General features: G+C 72.4%; 15 protein-coding genes, 2 tRNA genes and 1 pseudogene. 14 read left to right on the forward strand and 4 right to left on the reverse strand.

Annotated features, from left to right (window positions below):
- Positions 1 to 9: 9 nt before the first annotated feature.
- The gene (locus C2142_RS22605; protein WP_148644340.1) at positions 10 to 675 is read right to left on the reverse strand and encodes an HAD family hydrolase; all 666 of its coding nucleotides are present in this window, start codon (positions 673 to 675) and stop codon (positions 10 to 12) included.
- Between the two features lie 348 nt (positions 676 to 1,023).
- Here C2142_RS22605 and C2142_RS22610 point away from each other — a divergent pair, with 348 nt between their 5' ends.
- The 8 genes from C2142_RS22610 (at position 1,024) to C2142_RS22645 (ending at position 13,436) form a co-directional block, all read left to right on the forward strand.
- A complete protein-coding gene (locus C2142_RS22610) occupies positions 1,024 to 2,871 on the forward strand; it encodes an APC family permease (RefSeq protein ID WP_148644341.1) in 1,848 nt (615 codons plus the stop codon).
- 346 nt (positions 2,872 to 3,217) lie between these two features.
- A complete protein-coding gene (locus C2142_RS22615; protein WP_241003252.1) occupies positions 3,218 to 5,212 on the forward strand; it encodes an APC family permease in 1,995 nt (664 codons plus the stop codon).
- 332 nt (positions 5,213 to 5,544) lie between these two features.
- Positions 5,545 to 5,634 (forward strand): K(+)-transporting ATPase subunit F, encoded by a 90-nt coding sequence (gene kdpF / locus C2142_RS22620; RefSeq protein ID WP_148644343.1) that lies wholly within the window; start codon positions 5,545 to 5,547, stop codon positions 5,632 to 5,634.
- A gap of 1 nt (position 5,635) precedes the next feature.
- Entirely contained in the window at positions 5,636 to 7,297 is a 1,662-nt protein-coding gene (kdpA, locus tag C2142_RS22625) for a potassium-transporting ATPase subunit KdpA (RefSeq protein WP_148644344.1), read from the forward strand.
- Entirely contained in the window at positions 7,297 to 9,417 is a 2,121-nt protein-coding gene (gene kdpB / locus C2142_RS22630; protein ID WP_148644345.1) for a potassium-transporting ATPase subunit KdpB, read from the forward strand. The genes kdpA and kdpB overlap by 1 nt, the downstream gene beginning before the upstream one ends.
- A gap of 16 nt (positions 9,418 to 9,433) precedes the next feature.
- Positions 9,434 to 10,069, forward strand: a complete 636-nt coding sequence (kdpC, locus tag C2142_RS22635) for a K(+)-transporting ATPase subunit C (protein WP_148644346.1) — start codon at positions 9,434 to 9,436, stop codon at positions 10,067 to 10,069.
- 131 nt (positions 10,070 to 10,200) lie between these two features.
- Positions 10,201 to 12,765, forward strand: a complete 2,565-nt coding sequence (locus C2142_RS22640; protein WP_148644347.1) for an ATP-binding protein — start codon at positions 10,201 to 10,203, stop codon at positions 12,763 to 12,765.
- On the forward strand, positions 12,762 to 13,436 hold the full coding sequence (locus C2142_RS22645; RefSeq protein WP_148644348.1) for a response regulator: 675 nt from the start codon (positions 12,762 to 12,764) through the stop codon (positions 13,434 to 13,436). Before C2142_RS22640 ends, C2142_RS22645 begins: the two co-directional genes overlap by 4 nt.
- A 255-nt stretch (positions 13,437 to 13,691) precedes the next feature.
- Here the strand turns inward: C2142_RS22645 and C2142_RS22650 are convergent, their stop codons facing one another.
- Positions 13,692 to 14,960 carry a hydrolase gene (locus C2142_RS22650; protein ID WP_148644349.1) on the reverse strand — a complete coding sequence of 423 codons (1,269 nt, stop codon included), beginning with the start codon at positions 14,958 to 14,960 and terminating at the stop codon, positions 13,692 to 13,694.
- Positions 14,961 to 15,212: 252 nt separating this feature from the next.
- On the opposite strand from C2142_RS22650, the gene C2142_RS22655 reads away from it, so the two are divergent.
- The 6 genes and pseudogenes from C2142_RS22655 (at position 15,213) to C2142_RS22680 (ending at position 17,743) form a co-directional block, all read left to right on the forward strand.
- Positions 15,213 to 15,285, forward strand: a tRNA-Thr gene (locus tag C2142_RS22655).
- Between the two features lie 42 nt (positions 15,286 to 15,327).
- A tRNA-Met gene (locus C2142_RS22660) sits at positions 15,328 to 15,400 on the forward strand.
- 83 nt (positions 15,401 to 15,483) lie between these two features.
- Positions 15,484 to 15,643: pseudogene (rpmG, locus tag C2142_RS22665) on the forward strand (50S ribosomal protein L33).
- A gap of 116 nt (positions 15,644 to 15,759) precedes the next feature.
- Positions 15,760 to 16,218 (forward strand): MaoC family dehydratase N-terminal domain-containing protein, encoded by a 459-nt coding sequence (locus tag C2142_RS22670; protein WP_148644350.1) that lies wholly within the window; start codon positions 15,760 to 15,762, stop codon positions 16,216 to 16,218.
- A gap of 4 nt (positions 16,219 to 16,222) precedes the next feature.
- Positions 16,223 to 16,645 carry a MaoC family dehydratase gene (locus tag C2142_RS22675; protein WP_148644351.1) on the forward strand — a complete coding sequence of 141 codons (423 nt, stop codon included), beginning with the start codon at positions 16,223 to 16,225 and terminating at the stop codon, positions 16,643 to 16,645.
- 54 nt (positions 16,646 to 16,699) lie between these two features.
- A complete protein-coding gene (locus C2142_RS22680) occupies positions 16,700 to 17,743 on the forward strand; it encodes a UDP-N-acetylmuramate dehydrogenase (RefSeq protein ID WP_148644956.1) in 1,044 nt (347 codons plus the stop codon).
- Here the strand turns inward: C2142_RS22680 and C2142_RS22685 are convergent.
- Both C2142_RS22685 and C2142_RS22690 read right to left on the reverse strand, forming a co-directional pair.
- On the reverse strand, positions 17,740 to 18,774 hold the full coding sequence (locus C2142_RS22685) for an adenosine deaminase (protein ID WP_148644352.1): 1,035 nt from the start codon (positions 18,772 to 18,774) through the stop codon (positions 17,740 to 17,742). The two genes, C2142_RS22680 and C2142_RS22685, sit on opposite strands and share 4 nt — an antisense overlap.
- Positions 18,775 to 18,869: 95 nt before the next feature.
- Positions 18,870 to 20,117 (reverse strand): pyridoxal phosphate-dependent aminotransferase, encoded by a 1,248-nt coding sequence (locus tag C2142_RS22690; RefSeq protein WP_148644353.1) that lies wholly within the window; start codon positions 20,115 to 20,117, stop codon positions 18,870 to 18,872.
- Between the last annotated feature and the right edge of the window lie 102 nt (positions 20,118 to 20,219).

The raw sequence follows: 20,219 nt of genomic DNA on the forward strand, positions 1-20,219 counted from the left end.
TGACGGGGGTCAGGGGGTGGCGAGGAGGAGCGCGGCGGCGGCGGGTGTGTCGGGGGCGGTGTGCGTGGGGGCGGGGTGGGACGGGGGGAGCGGCGGGGGCGGGGCCGGGGTGATCCAGATGGACCGGAGGCCGGTGGCGTGGGCGCCGCAGATGTCGGTGGCGGGGTTGTTGCCGACCATCCAGTCGGCGGGGGTGAGGGTGCGGCCGAGGCGGGCGGCGGCGAGGTGGAAGATCTCGGGGGCGGGTTTGCGGGCGCCGGCCTCCTCGGAGACGCAGACGGCGTCGACGGCGGGGAGCAGGCCGGTGCGGGCGAGTTTCGCGCGCTGGATGTCGGTGTGGCCGTTGGTGACGACGGCGATGGTCCAGCCGGCCTCGCGGAGGGTGGCGAGGGCGTCGGGGACGCCGGGCAGCAGGTGGGTGCGGGCGGCCTCGTGGGCGACGTGGGCGTCCCAGAGGGCCCGGCCGGTGTGGGTGAGGCCGTAGTGTGCGGCGATCCGGGTGAAGCCGGTGGGGGAGGGGTCGGCGCGGAACAGGGTGAAGACGGTGGGGGCGGCGTCGGCGGGTAGTCCGTGGGTGGTGCAGAAGGCGGGGGTCCAGGCGTCTGCGCCGCCGTCGCGCTCGACGAGGGTGTGGTCGAGGTCGATGAGCAGGAGGGGCTCAGGGTGACGGTTCATGTGCGGAGAGTAGTCCAGCGATGTGCCGCGCCTTATTGCACATGGCTTGCAATTACCTTTACGAGGCAGCAAAGTGTTCCCCAGGGGGCGGGCGCGGCCTTTCAGCCTCCCCGCTGAGCAGTCCCGGACGTGTCAGGATGCGCCGGGAGTCCTCCGTACGAGCTGATCGTCTTCCCAACCGGCGCCCGCCGGGACAACGGTCCGCCCGCCCCCGTCCACCTCCCCCTCTCCCTCAAAACGGCGTCAAGGGCCGCCGCCGCGGCGTCAAGAACGCGTAGGGGGGCGGAATGCGGGGGTGCACGGCCCGCAGGATCGGGAGCAGTAGCCCGATCGCGGAGGTTCCGTTCGATGTCCAGCCCCGTCGCCGCCCAGGCCGTCACCGCCGAGCCCGAGCCGCCAGGTACCGCCCGGTCCTCCGATCCGGACGAGCGTCACCGCCTCACCGCGCTGGGCGGGTTGGCCGCGTTGTCGCTGGACGCGATGGCGTCGGTGGCCTACGGGCCGGAGTCGATCGTGCTGGTGCTGGCGGCGGCCGGGGCGTACGGGCTCGGGTTCACGGTGCCGGTGACGGTGGCGATCGCGGTGCTGCTGGCGGTGCTGGTGGCCTCGTACCGGCAGGTGATCGCGGCGTTCCCGGACGGCGGCGGCTCGTACGCCGTGGCGAAGGCGCACCTGGGGCGGCGGACGGCGCTGACCGCGGCGGCCTCGCTGGTGATCGACTACGTGCTGAACGTGGCGGTGTCGGTGACGGCCGGCGTGGCGGCGCTGACCTCCGCGGTGCCGGGCCTGTACGACGACCGGGTCTGGCTCTGCCTGGGCGTGCTGGCGCTGGTCACGGCGGTGAACCTGCGGGGGATCGCCGAGTCGGCGCGCTGGTTCACGGCGCCCACCGCCGTCTTCGTGCTCTCGATCCTGGCGATCATCGTGGTGGGCCTGTTCCGGGACGCGCCGGCGAGTACCGAGGCCGCCGCCGGACACGCCTCCGCGCTGGCCGGCAACGCCACCACCGTGGGCGCGCTGCTGCTGCTCAAGGCCTTCGCGGCCGGCTGCTCGGCGCTGACCGGCGTGGAGGCGGTGGCCAACGCCGTCCCCTCCTTCCGCACGCCGGGCGTGAAGCGCGCCCAGCACACCGAGGTGGCGCTCGGCGCACTGCTGGGCGTGATGCTGATCGGACTGGCGGTGCTGATCGGCCGCTTCCACCTCCAGCCGGTGGAGGGCGTCACCGTCCTCGCCCAGCTCGCCGACGCCTCGCTCGGCCACGGCGCCGGCTTCTACCTGGTGCAGTTCGCCACCGTCGTCCTGCTCGGCCTGGCCGCCAACACCTCCTTCGGCGGGCTTCCCGTCCTGCTCCACCTCCTGGCCCGCGACAACCACCTGCCGCACGTCTTCGCCCTGCGCGCCGACCGGCAGGTCCACCGCCACGGCGTCCTCTTCCTCGCGGTGGTCTCCGCCGTGCTGCTGGCCGGCTCGGGCGGGGACGTCAACCGCCTGGTCCCGCTGTTCGCCATCGGGGTGTTCGTCGGCTTCACCGTCTGCCAGGTCGGCATGGTCCGGCACTGGTGGCTGGAGCGGCCCGCCCACTGGCACGCCAAGGCCGCCCTCAACGGCTTCGGCGCCCTCCTCACCGGCGTCGCCGCCGTCGTCGTCACCGGCACCAAGTTCACCGAGGGCGCCTGGGGCATCTGCCTCGCCCTGCCCCTGCTCGTGCTCCTCTTCGAAGCGATCCACCGCAGCTACGCCCGGATCGGCGAACGCCTCGAACTGGGCCACGTCCCCGGCCCCCTCACCCCGCAGCGCAGCCTGGTCCTCGTCCCCGTCACCGCCATCACCCGCCTCACCCGCGACGCCCTCTCCGCCGCCCTCTCCCTCGGCGACGAGGTCCTCGCCGTCACCGTCGTCCACGACGGCGCCGAGGCCGAGGCGCTGCGCCGGGACTGGGAGCTCTGGCAGCCGGGCGTGCCGCTGGTGGAGATCCCCGACGGCCACCGCCGGCTCGGCCCGCCGATCGCCGCCTTCGTCAACGACCTCGCCGCCGACGGCGAGCACACCTACGACCGCCTCACCGTGCTGATCCCCGAGGTCGAGCCGGTCCGCTTCTGGCAGCGGGCGCTGCAGAACCGGCGCGGCGCCGTCATCGACCGGGCCCTGCGCCGCCACACCGACGCGGTGGTCTGCCGGCTCCGGATGCGGATGTGACGGCGCGGGACGGGGCGGGGGTCGGTGCGGGATGGCGCGGGACGGGGCAGCGCGGGACGGGGCGGGGTCGGGGGAGATATGGGAGGGAATGTCCAAGTTGTCCCATCCGATCGTCATATCTTGACGATGTCTTAACGGGGGGGCTTAACGCCCTCGAAACGCCCCCGCCCGCCCCGAAAAGACCCGCACATAGCGGCTGCGACCTGCGGGAACACTCCGCCCAATGGGCGTGCAGGGCCCGCCCGGTACTCCGCCGAGGCTTATTGCCACCCCGATAAAGGCCCTTACGCTCGCCCATGTGTTCAACGTGCCCCAGGCGCTCAAGCGCCTAGTGATCGGCAAGGCCATGCGCAGCGAAGAGCTGGGCGAGACGCTGCTCCCCAAGCGGCTGGCGCTGCCGATCTTCGCTTCCGACCCGCTCTCCTCGGTCGCCTACGCGACCCAGGAGATCCTGCTGGTGCTCACCGTCGGTGGCACCGCCTTCCTGTACCTGACCCCGTGGGTCGCGGCCGGTGTGGTCGCGCTGATGGCGGTCGTGGTGATGTCGTACCGCCAGGTCGTGCACGCCTACCCGAGCGGGGGCGGCTCGTACGAGGTGGTGTCCCGCAACCTGGGCGCCAACTCCGGCCTGGTGGTGGCGGCGTCGCTGCTGGTCGACTACGTGATGACGGTCGCGGTGTCGGTGGCCTCCGGCGTCGACAACATCATCTCGGCGCTGCCCTCGCTGGCCGACTACCGGGTCGAGCTGGCGGTCGGCTTCGTCGTCCTGCTGGCGGCGATGAACCTGCGTGGGGTCCGGGAGTCCGGCAAGGCCTTCGCGGCGCCGACGTACCTGTTCATCGGCGGCATCGTGCTGATGGTGGTCACCGGCCTGGTCAAGGCGGCCTTCGGGCACACCCCGGTGGCGGCCAGCGCCTCGTACGGGGTCCTGCCGGTGGACGGGAAGGACACCCTGGCCGGCCTCGGCCTGCTGATGCTGGGCCTGCGGGCGTTCGCCTCCGGCTGTACGGCGCTGACCGGTGTCGAGGCGATCTCCAACGGCGTGCCGGCCTTCCGCGCGCCCAAGTCGAAGAACGCCGCCGCCACGATGGCCGTGATGGGCATCACGGCCGTGGTCATGTTCGTCGGCATCACCGCGCTGGCGCTGATGTCCAAGGTGCACATCACCGACGACGCCTGCCAGCTGACCGGCTTCCCCGGGGACTGCCACACCGCGCCGCAGCAGACCGTGATCGCCCAGCTGGCGGCCGCGATCTTCGGCGGGGACCAGAGCTTCCTCTTCTACTTCATCCAGGCCGTCACCGCGCTGGTGCTCATCCTGGCGGCCAACACCGCGTTCAACGGCTTCCCGCTGCTGGCCTCGATCCTGGCCGAGCACCGCTACCTGCCCCGGCAGATGCACACCCGCGGCGACCGCCTCGCCTTCTCCAACGGCATCATCGCGCTCGCGGTGGTGGCCGGCGGGCTGCTCTGGCTGTACGGCGCGGACGTCACCAGCCTGATCCACCTCTACATCCTGGGCGTCTTCACCTCGTTCACGCTCTCCCAGATCGGGATGGTGAAGCACTGGAACCGGGTGCTGGGCACCGAGACCGACCCGGCCGTCCGCGGCTCGGCGCAGCGCTCCCGGGTGATCAACGCCTTCGGTGCGGTCACCACGGCGCTGGTGCTGGTCATCGTGCTGCTGACCAAGTTCACGCAGGGCGCCTGGCTGGCCGTGGTCGCGGCGGTGGTGCTCTGGGTGATGATGCGCGGCATCCGCCGGCACTACGACAGCGTGGCCGAGGAACTGGCGGTGGACGACCCGAACGCCGAGTCGGTGCGGCCGTCCAACGTCCACGGGATCGTGCTGGTCTCCAAGCTGCACAAGCCCACCCTGCGGGCGCTCGGCTACGCGCAGGCGTTCCGGCCGGACTCGCTGGAGGCGCTGACCGTCGCGGTCGAGAACGACGCCACCCAGGAACTGGCGCGGCAGTGGGAGGAGCTGGACGTCCAGGTGCCGCTCAAGGTCCTGGACTCGCCGTACCGGGAGATCACCAAGCCGGTCGTCCAGTACGTCCGCGAGTACCGCCGCAGCAGCCCGCGCGACGCGGTGGCGGTGTTCATCCCCGAGTACGTGGTCGGGCACTGGTGGGAGCACCTGCTGCACAACCAGTCGGCGCTCTGGCTGAAGAGCCGGCTGCTGTTCACCTCCGGCGTGATGGTGATCAGCGTGCCGTGGCAGCTCACCTCCTCCACCAAGGCGTACCACCCGTCCCGTCGGGCCCCCGGCGCGGTCCGGCGCGGTGAGCCGGCGGCGCGGTCGGAGTACGAGAAGCTGCCGGCGCCCGAGAACGCCTGACGCCTCGCGCCGGGGCCCCGGACAGCACCGCGCTGTCCGGGGCCCTTCGGCGTGTTCCTCCGGTGCGGCCGGCCCGGGAACGGTCCCGTATGGACCTCGTCAACAACCGAACGGGATCCGTATGGAGGGCGTCAAGAACCGCGGTGACGCCCCGTACAGGCGCTTGGCTGGCTCTGCCGGCCCGCCGCCGGCGCCGCACGGGGCCCGTCAGAGGGCGCTCGCGGCCACCCCCGAACCACTGTGGTGGAGCCCATGTCCGATCTCATCTACGTCGGTGTCACGGTCGCCGTGTTCGCCGTCATCGCCCTGATCGCGCGGGGGGTGGAGAAGCTGTGAGTGCCGAGAACATTGTGGGTCTGCTCGTGGCCGTCGCCCTCGTCGGCTACCTCGTCGTGGCGCTGATCTACCCGGAGAAGTTCTGACATGGGTTCGACTCTCACGGGCTGGTTGCAGGTCCTCGCGCTCGTCGGCGCCCTGGCCCTGTGCTACCGGCCGCTGGGCGACTACATCGCCCGCATCCTGACCACCTCCAAGCACCTCAGAGTCGAGCGCGGCCTGTACCGGGTGATCGGCGTGGACGGTGACGCCGACCAGCGCTGGCCGGTGTACCTGCGTTCGGTGCTGGCGTTCTCGGCCGTCTCGGTGCTCTTCCTCTACGGCCTGATCCGCCTGCAGGGCCACCTGCTGCTGAGCCTGGGCGTTCCGCAGATGGAGGGCCACCAGGCCTGGAACACCGCGATCTCGTTCGTCGCCAACACCAACTGGCAGTCCTACGGCGGCGAGTCCGCGATGGGGCACCTGGTGCAGATGGCCGGTCTGGCGGTGCAGAACTTCGTGTCCGCCGCCGTGGGCATCGCGGTGGTGGCGGCGTTCATCCGCGGGTTCACCCGCAACCGGACGGACCGGCTGGGCAACTTCTGGGTGGACCTGACCCGGATCTGCCTGCGGCTGCTGCTGCCGCTGTCGGTCGTGTTCGCGCTGGCGCTGGTCGCGACCGGGGTGGTGCAGAACCTCCACGGCTTCCACGAGGTCGCGACCCTGGTGGGTGACCCGCAGGCGGTTCCGGGCGGGCCGGTGGCCTCGCAGGAGGTCATCAAGGAGCTGGGCACCAACGGCGGCGGCTTCTACAACGCCAACTCGGCGCACCCGTTCGAGAACCCGACCGGGCTGAGCAACTTCCTGGAGATCTTCCTCATCCTGCTGATCCCGTTCGCGCTGCCGCGCGCCTTCGGCAGGATGGTCGGGGACCACCGGCAGGGCTACGCGATCGTCGCGGTGATGGGCCTGTTCTGGGCGGCCTCGGTCGCGCTGATCACCTTCTTCGAGGCGCAGCACTCCGGCACGGCGATGCAGGCGGCCGGCGGGGCGATGGAGGGCAAGGAGCAGCGGTTCGGCATCGCGGCCTCGGGTCTGTTCGCGGCGTCGACGACGCTGACGTCGACGGGCGCGGTGAACTCCTTCCACGACTCGTACTCGCCGTTCGGCGGCGGGATCACGATGTTCAACATGATGCTGGGCGAGATCGCGCCCGGCGGGGTGGGCTCGGGTCTGTACGGGATGCTGGTCCTGGCGATCGTCGCGGTGTTCGTGGCCGGTCTGATGGTCGGGCGCACCCCGGAGTACCTGGGCAAGAAGCTCGGCGGGCGGGAGATGAAGTTCGCCTCCCTCTACATCCTGACCACGCCGACGATCGTGCTGATCGGCACGGGTGTGGCGATGGCGCTGCCGGGCGAGCGGGCCCAGATGCTGAACTCCGGTGCGCACGGCTTCTCCGAGGTGCTGTACGCGTTCACCTCGGGTGCGAACAACAACGGTTCGGCGTTCGGCGGGATCACCGTCAACACCGACTGGTACGACACCGCGATCGGCCTGGCGATGGTGTTCGGCCGGTTCCTGCCGATGGTCTTCGTCCTGGCGCTGGCCGGCTCGCTCGCCCAGCAGCAGCCCGTCCCCGCCACCCCGGGCACCCTGCCCACCCACAAGCCGCTGTTCGTGGGCCTGCTGTCGGGCGTCGTCCTGATCGTCGTCGGCCTCACCTACTTCCCGGCCCTGGCCCTCGGGCCGATCGCGGAAGGTCTCTCCTGATGTCGTCCACCCTTACCGACAAGCCGGCCACGCAGCCGGAGGCGCCCGCCGCGGCGGCGCCGCACAGAGTCTCCGGCGGCCTGCTGGACCCGAAGCTGATCGTGTCCTCCCTGCCGGACGCGGTGAAGAAGCTCGACCCCCGGGTGATGGTGAAGAACCCGGTGATGTTCGTGGTCGAGGTCGGCTCGGTGGTCACCACGATCGCCGCGATGGCCGACCCGAGCGTGTTCGCCTGGTCGATCACCGTCTGGCTCTGGCTGACCACGGTCTTCGCCAACCTGGCCGAGGCCGTCGCCGAGGGCCGCGGCAAGGCGCAGGCCGACACGCTGCGCAAGACCAAGACCGACACCATGGCGCGCCGGCTGCTCGACTGGCCGAAGAGCCAGGGCGAGGAGGAGGTCCCCGGCACCGCGCTGCGGCTGGGCGACCACGTGGTGGTCGAGGCCGGGCAGATCATCCCCGGCGACGGTGACGTCGTCGAGGGCGTCGCCTCCGTCGACGAGTCGGCGATCACCGGCGAGTCCGCGCCCGTCATCCGCGAGTCCGGCGGCGACCGTTCGGCCGTCACCGGCGGCACCAAGGTGCTGTCGGACCGGATCGTGGTGAGGATCGCCTCGGAGCCGGGCAAGTCGTTCATCGACCGGATGATCGCGCTGGTCGAGGGCGCGGCCCGGCAGAAGACGCCGAACGAGATCGCGCTGAACATCCTGCTGGCCTCGCTGACCATCGTCTTCCTGGTCGCGGTCGTCACCCTCCAGCCGATGGCCACCTACGCGGGCGCCCCGCAGTCGATGATCGTGCTGGTCGCCCTGATCGTGGCGCTCATCCCGACCACGATCGGCGCGCTGCTCTCCGCGATCGGCATCGCCGGCATGGACCGGCTGGTGCAGCGCAACGTGCTGGCGATGTCCGGCCGCGCGGTCGAGGCCGCCGGTGACGTCAACACGCTGCTGCTCGACAAGACCGGCACCATCACCCTCGGCAACCGCCAGGCCGCCGAGTTCCTCTCCGCCGCCGGCGTCCCCACGGAGGAGCTGGCGGACGCCGCCCAGCTCTCCTCGCTGGCCGACGAGACCCCGGAGGGCCGCTCGATCGTCGTCCTCGCCAAGACCGGGTACGGCCTGCGGGCCCGCGCCCAGGGCGAGTTGGCGCACGCCACCTGGGTGCCGTTCACCGCGCAGACCCGGATGTCCGGCGTCGACCTCGACGAGGCCGACGGCCTGCACCAGGTCCGCAAGGGCGCGGCCGCCGCCGTCACCACCTGGGTGACCGGCAACGGCGGGACCGTCACCGACGAGGTCTCCACCCTGGTGGACGGCATCTCCGCGGCCGGCGGCACCCCGCTGGTGGTCGCCGCCAAGGCGGGCACGGCCCCGGCCAGGGTCCTGGGGGTCATCCACCTCAAGGACGTGGTCAAGGAGGGCATGCGGGAGCGGTTCGACGAGCTGCGCCGGATGGGCATCAAGACGATCATGATCACGGGTGACAACCCGCTGACCGCCAAGGCGATCGCGGAGGAGGCCGGCGTGGACGACTTCCTCGCCGAGGCCACCCCCGAGGACAAGATGGCCCTGATCAAGAAGGAGCAGGCCGGCGGCAAGCTGGTCGCGATGACGGGCGACGGCACCAACGACGCCCCCGCCCTCGCCCAGGCCGACGTCGGCGTCGCGATGAACACCGGGACCATGGCGGCCAAGGAGGCCGGCAACATGGTCGACCTGGACTCCAACCCCACCAAGCTGATCGAGATCGTCGAGATCGGCAAGCAGCTCCTGATCACCCGCGGCGCGCTGACCACCTTCTCGATCGCCAACGACGTCGCCAAGTACTTCGCGATCATCCCGGCGATGTTCGCCGCGGTCTACCCGGGCCTGGACAAGCTCAACGTCATGGGCCTGCACAGCCCCCAGTCCGCGATCACCTCGGCCATCGTGTTCAACGCCCTGGTCATCGTCGGCCTCATCCCGCTCGCCCTGCGCGGCGTCAAGTACCGCCCCTCGGACGCCAGTTCCCTGCTGCGCCGCAACCTCGGGCTGTACGGGTTCGGCGGGCTGGTCGTCCCCTTCGTCGGGATCAAGCTGATCGACCTCGTCGTCCAGTTCATCCCCGGCCTGAGCTGAGAGAGGAGAACCCCAGATGTCCAAGCCCCTGCCCACCACCGTGCGCACGCACTTCACCGCGCTGCGGATGCTGCTGGTGATGACGGTGATCCTCGGCCTCGCCTACCCGCTGCTGGTCACCGGGATCAGCCAGGTCGCCTTCAGCGGGAAGGCCAACGGCTCGATCGTGAAGACCACCGACGGCAAGGAGGCCGGCTCCGGCCTGCTGGGCCAGAGCTACGACCTGCCGAAGAAGAACCCCTCCGACACCGACGAGGCCGCCGCCCCGGACCCGAAGTGGTTCCAGCCGAGGCCGTCGGCCAACGGCTACGACCCGAAGTCCTCCGGCGCCTCCAACCTGGGCCCGAACAGCGAGGACCTCACCAAGGCGATCGAGGACCGCCGCAAGGCCGTCGCCGAGTTCGACGGCGTCGACCCGGCGAGCGTGCCCGCCGACGCCGTCACCGCCTCCGGCTCCGCCCTCGACCCGCACATCTCGGTCGCCTACGCCAAGGAACAGGTCGACCGGGTCGCCAAGGCCCGCGGGAACGTCTCGCCCGAGCAGCTGAACAAGCTCGTCGAGAAGTACACCGAGGGCCCCTCGCTCGGCTTCCTCGGACAGGAAGGCGTCAACGTCGTCCTGCTCAACACCGCACTGGCACAGCAGAAGTGAGGCCGGCGAAAGTGACGGCCGGCCGGCTGGACCTGTGAGACGGGCCGACCCGGGCCGGGGCACCACCCCGCGCCCGGGTCGGCCGACGTACGCCCTGACCCTCGTACGAAGAAGACGAAAGAGCAGCGCCCATGGCCCGCGACCTCACCCCCGGCACCGGCCCCCGCCGCGGCCGGCTGAGGGTGTACCTCGGTTCCGCCCCCGGTGTCGGCAAGACCTACCGGATGCTGGACGAGGCCCGGCGCAGACAGGAACGCGGCGCCGACGTCGTGGTCGGCTTCATCGAGTGCCACGGGCGGCGCCACACCGAGTCCATGCTCACCGGCCTGGAGACCGTCCCCCGGCTCACCCGCTCCTACCGCGACGCCGAGTTCGAGGAGATGGACCTCGACGCGGTGCTGAAGCGGCGCCCGGCGGTGGTGCTGGTGGACGAGCTGGCGCACACCAACATCCCCGGTGGCCGGCACGCCAAGCGCTGGCAGGACGTCGGGGAACTGCTGGACGCCGGGATCGACGTCATCACCACCGTCAACGTCCAGCACCTGGAATCGCTGAACGACGTCGTCCAGAAGATCACCGGCATCCCCCAGCGCGAGACCGTCCCGGACGAGGTGGTCCGCCGGGCCGACCAGATCGAACTCGTCGACATGGCCCCCCAGGCGCTGCGCCGCCGGATGGCCCACGGCAACGTCTACAGGGCGGAGAAGGTGGACGCCGCGCTCTCCAACTACTTCCGGGTCGGCAACCTGACGGCCCTGCGCGAGCTCGCCCTGCTCTGGGTGGCCGGGCGGGTCGACGAGGGGCTGCGCGACTACCGGGCCAGCCACAACATCGACCGCGTCTGGGAGACCCGCGAACGCGTCGTGGTCGCCCTCACCGGCGGCCCCGAGGGCGAGACGCTGATCCGCCGCGCCGCCCGGATCTCCGACCGCACCGCCGGCGGCGACCTCCTCGCCGTCCACGTCACCCGCAGCGACGGCCTGGCCGGCGCCTCCTCCGGCGCGCTCGCCCAGCAGCGGCAACTGGTCGAGACCCTCGGCGGCACCTACCACGTGGTGGTCGGCGACGACATCCCCACCGCGCTGCTCGCCTTCGCCCGCGCCCACGACGCCACCCAGCTGGTCCTCGGCACCAGCCGCCGCGGCCGGATCACCCGCTTCCTCACCGGCCCCGGCATCGGCGAGACCACCGTGGACGCCTCCGAGGACATCGACGTCCACATGGTCACCCACGAGTTCACCGGCCGCGGCCGGCTGCCCTCGCTCGGACGCCGCCACTCCAGGCGCCGCACCATCGCCGGGTACGTCGCCGGGCTGGTCCTGCCCTGGCTCCTCACTGCGGTGCTCTCGCAGGCGCACGACACCGTCAACCTCACCACCGACGCCCTGATCTTCCAGCTCGGCGTGGTGATCGTCGCCCTGCTCGGCGGCGCCACCTCGGCGCTGCTGGCCTCCGTCGTCGCCTCGGTGCTGCTGAACTACTTCTTCATCCCGCCCGTCCACACCCTGACCATCGGCGAGACCAACAACATCGTCGCGCTGGTCGTCTTCGCCGCCGTCGCGCTGGCCGTCTCCACCGTGGTCGACCACGCGAGCCGGCTCACCACCCGGGCCGCCCGGGCCACCGCCGAGGCGGAAACCCTCTCCACCCTCGCCGGCAGCGTGCTGCGCGGTGCCGACGCGCTGCCCGCACTGCTGGAGAAGTCCCGGACGGCCTTCGGCATGGACTCCGTCGCCCTGCTGGAACGCACCGGCGGCGAGGTGTTGGCCCGCTGCGACGGGGAGGGCGGGGGCGGCCCGGAGCCCGCGCAGCCGGGGGAGACCACCGAGATCCCGGTCGGCCCCGACGCCGTGCTCGTCCTCACCGGCCGCCGACTGCCCGCCGCCGACCAGCGCGTGCTCACCGCCTTCGCCGCGCACGTCGCCGCCGCGCTGGAACGCGACCGGCTCGCCGTGGTCGCGGCCGAGGTCGAGCCGATCAAGGCCGCCGACCGGATGCGCACCGCCCTGCTCGCCGCCGTCAGCCACGACCTGCGCACCCCACTGGCCGCCGCCCTCGCCTCGGTCGGCTCGCTGCGCAGCCCCGACGTCGAGTTCTCGCCCGAGGACCAGGCCGAGCTGCTCGCCACCGCCGACGAGTCCTTGGTCAAGCTCACCCGGCTGGTGGACAACCTGCTCGACATGAGCCGCCTCCAGGCCGGCGCCCTCACCCTCCACCTCGCCGAGACGCACCTCGACGAGATCCTGCCCAGGGCGCTGGACTCGTTGGCGGACCCGTACGCGCCCGTCCAGCCGCTCGACCTCGACACCGTGCCGGCGGTGCTGGCCGACCCGCCGCTGCTGGAGCGCGTCCTCGCCAACGTCGTCACCAACGCACTGCGGCACAACGCCCCCGGCGCGCCCGTGCTGGTCGCCGCCAGCCACCACGCCGAGCGGGTCGAGGTCCGGGTGATCGACCGCGGCCCCGGCATCGCCCCCGAGGACCGCGACCGCGTTTTCCTGCCCTTCCAGCGCCTCGGCGACACCGACAACACCACCGGCGTCGGCCTGGGACTCGCGCTCTCCCGCGGCCTCGCCGAGGCCATGGGCGGCAGCCTGGAGGTCGAGGACACCCCCGGCGGCGGCACCACGATGCTGCTCACCCTGCCCGCCGCGCAGACCGTTCACGACGACCGTCCGGGAGGGGTGGGCGCATGAGCGAGATCCTGATCGTCGACGACGAACCGGCGCTGCTGCGCACCCTGCGGATCAACCTCAGCGCCCGCCGGTACGCCGTCCGGACGGCCGCCAGCGGCGGCGAGGCCCTGGACCGCGCCGCGCAGACCGCGCCCGACGCCGTCCTGCTCGACCTCGGCCTGCCCGACCTGGACGGCATGGAGGTGATCCGGGGCCTGCGCCGCCGCAGCGCCGTGCCGATCATCGTGCTCTCCGGCCGCTCCGGCGCCGCCGACAAGGTCGACGCGCTCGACGCCGGTGCGGACGACTACCTCACCAAGCCGTTCCTGATGGAGGAGCTGCTGGCCCGGCTGCGCGCCGTGCTGCGCCGGCTGCCGGGCGGCCCCGCCCCGGCCGCGGCGGTGATCGGCGACCACACCGTGGACCTCGCCGCCACCACCGTGACCGGCCCGGACGGCCCGGTCCGGCTGACCCCCACCGAATGGCGGATCCTCGCCCTGCTGCTCGCCGCCCCGGGCCGGCTGGTGCCCGGGCGGCAGATCCTGCGCGAGGTCTGGGGTCCGGCGCAGGAGGGGCACGGCAACTACCTGCGGGTCTACCTGGCCGGGCTGCGCCGCAAGCTGGAACGCGACCCGGGCCGGCCGCGCCACCTGATCACCGAGCCCGGGATCGGCTACCGCTACGAGCCCTGAGGCCGCTCCGGCCGGCCCGGAGAAGTGTCAAAGGGGCGTCAGGAGGCGCCCGGCGGACGGCAGGAGGGCGTCAAGGCCGGCCGGGACGGACCGTCGGCGGCGTAGCGTCAGCGGTGAGGGAGCGGCCCCGCTCCATGTGGGGGATGCCTGGGGCCGCTCCGCCGCCCCGGCGGCGGTCAGCAGGTGGGGAGGGGCGCGCGGACAACACCGCGCGCCCCGTCACCTGCTCAGCCCCACCCCGCCGGCCCCACCCCGTCAGCCCCCGCCCGTGCTCCCCGACTGCCGGGGCAGCACCAGCACCACCGTGTCGGCGAACTCGCGCACCGCGCTGGTCCGGCTGACCACCCGTCCGCTGTGCACCACGAGGCGGCTGTGCCCGCCCGCGAGCGCCCCCGCCAGGCTGTCCCCGCGCACCGCCAGCAGCTCCGCGGGGAACCCGGCGTCCACCCGGACCGGTGGCAGCCCGAGCGCCGCCCGCGCCTGGTTGGCCACCGCGTCGTACGCCGCCTCCGGCGCCATCAGCCCGCCCGCCGCCAGCAGGTACGCGGCCTCCAGCGGATCCGCCCGCCCCACCGGGTTGGCCGGGTCGCGCAGCGAGCCGCTGCCCGCGGCGAACGGCACCCGGGCCTCCAGCAGCTCGCGCAGCAGCCCCGGTCGCTGCTCGGCGGCCCGGCCCTCCAGCCCGGTGCAGCAGCCGTTCTGCGGCAGGCAGACCACCCGGACGCCGCTGGTGGCCAGCACCGTCGCGGCGCCCGGCGCCGGCGATCCGCACGGGCCGAGCACCACCCGCGGCCGCAGCGGCGCCAGAGCGCTCGCCAGCCGGGCCAGCTGGACCGGGTCGGCGCCCGTGGTGTGCAGGTCGACCGGGCAGTCCGCCTCCCGGGCGGCCTCCAGCAGCACCTGGACGTACCCCGCCGGGTCCGGGTCCAGCTCCGGGCAGCCGCCGGCCGCCGTCGCGCCCAGCTTGAGGGCGTCGCGCAACTGGGCCCGGCCGTCCGCCCCGGCCCGGCCGGTGAGCAGCCGGGGCATGGCGACGGCCTGCAGTTCGGCGAGCCCGCGCAGCGCCTGCCGGGCGGTGAGCACGGCCTCCAGCCGGCGCAGCCCGTGCACGTCGCCGATCCGGACGTGGGTGCGCTGGGCGGTGGCGCCGTAGCCGAGCGAGGTGAGCGCGGCTTCGGTGACCCGCCGGGTGAGGTCGGCGGGGGTCTCCGGCGGAGGGGTGGGCAGGGCGGCGGAGAAGGCGACGTCGTAGTGGGCGTGCGCCTCGGCCGGGGCCGGCAGCAGCAGGTAGCCCTTGAGGTCGATCCGGGCGCCGGTGGTGGCGGTGGGGGTGCCGGGCAGGGCGGGCAGCGGGCCGAGGCTGCCGGCGGTGCCGACGGCCTGGATCCGGTCGCCGCTGATCCGCACGTCCACCACCCGGCCGTCGGCGAGCCGGGCGTCGGTGAGCAGCAGGACGGGGCCGTGCCCGAGCGGGTTGGCCGCCGGGCCGGATCCGGAGTGCCCGTCGGCGGCTGCGCTGTCCATCGCCCGGCTCCTTCTCGCGCTGGCCCGTCCGACTGCCCGGTCCGTCCCGATCAATGAGCGTCGAGCCTATGGGGCGCGGGCACGGGGCGCCGGGAGGCGGGCAATAGTCGTATCGGGTCGGGCCGCGCCGCCGGAGGCCGGTCGAACACCCGGCCTTCGATCGCCCGTCCGTGCACGCCGCCGACCTGCGGTCTTCGTCGCGGGATACGGATTTCACCTCTGGGCGCGGAACGTGTAATCTCTTCCTCGTTCGCCCCTATAGCTCAGTCGGTAGAGCGTCTCCATGGTAAGGAGAAGGTCTGCGGTTCGATTCCGCATGGGGGCTCGGTGAAAAGGAGTCAGCTTCGGCTGTTCTTCGGATCACTGTGGCGGTGTAGCTCAGTTGGTAGAGCAAGCGGCTCATAATCGCTGTGTCACCGGTTCAAGTCCGGTCACCGCTACCCCGCGTAGTCGGTCGGGAGATCGCACTCCCGGTCGGCTACTCTTGTTGTGTTCTTATTCATTGTCCAAGGAAGGCACTCCCGTGGCTGCCACCGACGTCCGCCCGAAGATCACGCTGGCCTGCGTGGAGTGCAAGGAGCGGAACTACATCACCAAGAAGAACCGGCGACCCGGACCGTCTTGAGATGAAGAAGCACTGCCCCCGCTGCAACTCGCACACCGCGCACCGCGAGACCCGCTGACCCTGTTGCAGGGCGCCGGGCCTGTGTGATTCAGGTCTTCGACTCCGGGCCGCACCCTCACTGGGTGCGGTCCGGAGTCTTTTTTGCCATCCACCGGACTTACGAGGAGTTTGCCCGTGGCACTCGACCCCTCCTTCATCGGGCGGACCTACCCGCCCACCGAGCCGTACGAGGTCGGCCGGGAGAAGATTCGCGAGTTCGCGGTGGCCGTGGGTGACGCCAACCCGGCGTACACCGATCCGGAGGCCGCCAAGGCGCTCGGGCACCAGGACGTCATCGCCCCGCCGACCTTCCCGTTCGTGCTGACCTTCCGGGCCGCCGCCCAGGTGGTCCAGGACCCGGAGCTGGGCCTGGACTACAGCCGGGTGGTGCACGGCGACCAGAAGTTCGCGTACACCCGCCCGGTGCGGGCCGGCGACCGCCTCTCGGTCGCGGTGACCATCGACAACATCAAGTCGCTCGCGGGCAACGACGTGCTCACCGTGCGCGGCGAGGTGTCGGACGCGAGCGGCGAGCACGTGGTGACGTCGGTCATGACCCTGGTGGCCCGTGCCGCCGACGAGGCGGGGGAGTAACACCATGGCGATCAGCTTCGACGAGGTCGCGGCCGGCACCGAGCTGCCCGCGCAGTCCTTCCCGGTGACGCGCGCCACACTGGTGCAGTACGCGGGCGCCTCCGGTGACTTCAACCCGATCCACTGGAACGAGAAGTTCGCCAGGGAGGTGGGCCTGCCGGACGTCATCGCGCACGGCATGTTCACCATGGCCGAGGCGATCCGGGTGGTCACCGACTGGGTCGGCGACCCGGGCGCGGTGGTCGAGTACGGCGTGCGGTTCACCCGCCCGGTGCCGGTGCCCAACGACGGGGTCGGCTCCGTGATCGAGGTCACCGGCAAGGTGGCCAAGCTGCTCGACGACCGCAAGGTCCAGGTCGACCTGGTGGCGACCTACGGCGGCCAGAAGGTGCTGGGCATGTCCCGCGCCGTCGTCCGGCTGGCCTGAGACGCCCGGCGGGGGAGGGGCGGCCCGGCCCCTCCCCGTACGCTGGTGGGCGTGCTGGTAGAACTCGACGCCCCCCTCGCCCCGCTGACCACGCTCCGGCTCGGCGGTCCGGCCCGCCGCCTGGTGACCGCGACCACCGACGACGAGGTGGTCGCCGCCGTCCGCGAGGCCGACGCCGCCGGTGAGCCGCTGCTGGTCCTCGGCGGCGGCTCCAACCTGGTGATCGGCGACGCCGGCTTCCCCGGGACGGTCCTGCGGATCGCCACCACCGGCTTCGCGCTGGACGGCACCACCCTGGAGCTGGCCGCCGGCGAGGTGTGGGCCGAGGCGGTGGCCCGTACGGTGGAGCACGGCCTGGCCGGCATCGAGTTCCTGGCCGGCATCCCCGGCTCGGCCGGCGCCACGCCCGTCCAGAACGTCGGCGCGTACGGCCAGGACGTGGCGCAGTCCGTCACCGAGGTGGTCGCCTACGACCGCCGGGCCGGCGAGACCGTGACGCTCTCCAACGCCGAGTGCGCCTTCTCCTACCGGCACAGTCGCTTCAAGGCCGACCCGGACCGCTACGTGGTGCTGCGGGTCCGGTTCGGGCTGGCCGACCAAGGCGGGCTCTCCACCCCGGTCGCCTACGCCGAGACGGCCCGGCACCTGGGCGTCGAGCAGGGCGAGCCGGTCGTGCTGCGCGAGGCCCACGACGCGGTGCTGCGGCTGCGCTCGGGCAAGGGCATGGTGCTCGACCCGGCCGACCACGACACCTGGTCGGCGGGTTCCTTCTTCACCAACCCGGTGCTGACCGCCGAGCAGTACGACGCCTTCCTGGCCCTGGCCGCCGAGCGCGAGCTCACCGCCCCCGCCTACCCGGCGCCGGACGGCTGCACCAAGACCTCGGCCGCCTGGCTCATCGACAAGGCGGGCTTCGGCAAGGGCTACGGCAGCGGTCCGGCCACCCTCTCCACCAAGCACACGCTGGCCCTGACCAACCGGGGCGCGGCCACCGCCGAGGACCTGCTGGCGCTGGCCCGGGAGATCCGCGACGGCGTCCGGGCGGCGTTCGGCGTCGAGCTGGTCAACGAGCCGGTCATGGTCGGCGTCAAGCTCTAGGACCCGTCCAGCAGCCAGGCGTCGATGTCCGCCAGCAGCTCCTTGCGGGTGCTCTCCGGCGCGCACGAGCCGCGCACCGACTGGCGGGCCAGCTCGGCGAGTTCCGCGTCGTTGAAGCCGAGCACGTCGCGGGCCAGGTCGTACTGGGCGGCCAGCCGGGTGCCGAACAGCAGCGGGTCGTCGGCGCCCAGCGCCAGCTGCACGCCCGCGTCGAACAGCCGGCGCAGTGGGACGTCCTCGGCCCGCTCGTAGACGCCCAGCGAGACGTTGGACGAGGGGCAGACCTCGCAGGTGACCTGACGGTCGGCCAGCCGCTGCATCAGCCGCGGGTCCTCGGCGGCCCGGACGCCGTGGCCGATCCGCCCCGCGCCGAGGTCGTCCAGGCAGTCCCGGACGGACTCCGGGCCGGCCAGCTCGCCGCCGTGCGGGGCGGCCAGCAGCCCGCCCCTGCGGGCGATGTCGAAGGCCCGGTCGAAGTCCCGGGCGAGGCCGCGTCGCTCGTCGTTGGAGAGGCTGAAGCCGACCACGCCCTGGTCGGCGTACCGGACGGCGAGCCGGGCCAGCGTCCGGGCGTCCATCGGGGACTTCATCCGGTTGGCCGCGACCAGGACCCGGATGCCGACGCCGGTGGCCTCGGAGGCGTGCCGGACGGCGTCCAGGATCAGCTCCAGCGCGGGGAGCAGACCGCCGAGCCGGGGCGCGTACGAAGTCGGGTCGACCTGGATCTCCAGCCAGCGGGAGCCGTCCCGGCGCTCGTCCTCGGCGGTCTCCAGGACCAGCCGGCGGATGTCGGACTCGTCCCGCAGGACGGACCGGGCGGTGTCGTAGAGGCGCTGGAACCGGAACCAGCCGCGTTCGTCGGTGGCCCGCAGGCTGGGGGGCTCGCCGGAGCTGAGCGCCTCCGGCAGGCGGACGCCGTGCTTGTCGGCCAGTTCCAGCAGGGTGGCGGGGCGCATCGAGCCGGTGAAGTGCAGGTGCAGGTGGGCCTTGGGGAGGTCCCTGACGTCTCGCGGATTCAGCAGGCGTTCCATCCGCCGATACTGCCGCATCGGGCCCGGATACGGGAACCGCCCCCTTCACGTCCCCCGAAGGGGTGAAGGGGGCGGTCCGGTCCGGGCGGGTGCCGTCAGGCGGTCGCCTCGGCGAGCAGCTTCTGGATCCGGCCGACGCCCTCGACCAGGTCGGCGTCGCCGAGCGCGTACGACAGGCGCAGGTAGCCCGGAGTGCCGAAGGCCTCACCGGGGACGACCGCGACCTCGGCCTCGTCCAGGATCAGCGTGGCCAGCTCGGCGGAGGTCTGCGGGCGCTTGCCGCGGATCTCCTTGCCCAGCAGGCCCTTGACGGACGGGTAGACGTAGAACGCGCCCTCGGGCTCGGGGCAGAGGACGCCCTCGATCTCGTTGAGCATCTTCACGATGGTCCTGCGGCGCCGGTCGAAGGCGGTGCGCATCTCGTGCACGGCGGAGAGGTCGCCGCTGACGGCGGCGATCGCGGCGCGCTGCGCGACGTTGGAGACGTTCGAGGTGGCGTGCGACTGCAGGTTGGTCGCGGCCTTGACGACGTCCTTCGGGCCGATCACCCAGCCCACCCGCCAGCCGGTCATCGCGTACGTCTTGGCGACACCGTTGACCACGATGGTCTTGTCGGCCAGCGCGGGCAGCAGGGCCGGCAGCGAGGTGAACGTCGCGTCGCCGTAGACCAGGTGCTCGTAGATCTCGTCGGTCAGCACCCAGAGGCCGTGCTCCAGCGCCCACTCGCCGATGGCCCGGGCCTCGGCCTCGGTGTACACCGCGCCGGTCGGGTTGGACGGCGAGACGAAGAGCACCACCTTGGTGTTCTCGGTGCGGGCGGCCTCCAGCTGCTCGACCGAGACCTTGTAGCCGGTGGTCTCGTCGGACACGACCTCGACCGGGACGCCGCCGGCCAGCTGGATCGACTCCGGGTAGGTGGTCCAGTACGGGGCCGGGACGATGACCTCGTCACCCGGGTCGAGGATCGCGGCGAACGCCTCGTAGATCGCCTGCTTGCCGCCGTTGGTCACCAGGACCTGGGAGGCGTCCACCGAGTAGCCGGAGTCGCGCAGCGTCTTGGCGGCGATCGCGGCCTTCAGCTCGGGCAGGCCGCCCGCCGGGGTGTACCGGTGGTTCTTCGGGTCGCGGCAGGCCTCGACGGCCGCCTCGACGATGTAGTCCGGGGTGGGGAAGTCCGGCTCGCCGGCGCCGAAGCCGATCACCGGCCGGCCGGCCGCCTTGAGGGCCTTGGCCTTGGCGTCCACGGCGAGGGTCGCGGACTCGGCGATGGCGCCGATCCGGGCGGAGACCCGTCGGTCGGCGGGGCGGACGGAACTGTCGGGCTGCGGGGTGGAAGCGCTCATGCCTGCATGGTCGCAGAATCGGGACGGACCGGGCATGGGGGTTTCACGATATGTACGGCCCTGTCCGCATGGCGACCGCGCCGACGTGGGGTGTTGAAGAAG

The organism is Streptomyces sp. CB01881, from assembly GCF_002953255.1.
Taxonomy (GTDB): domain Bacteria; phylum Actinomycetota; class Actinomycetes; order Streptomycetales; family Streptomycetaceae; genus Kitasatospora.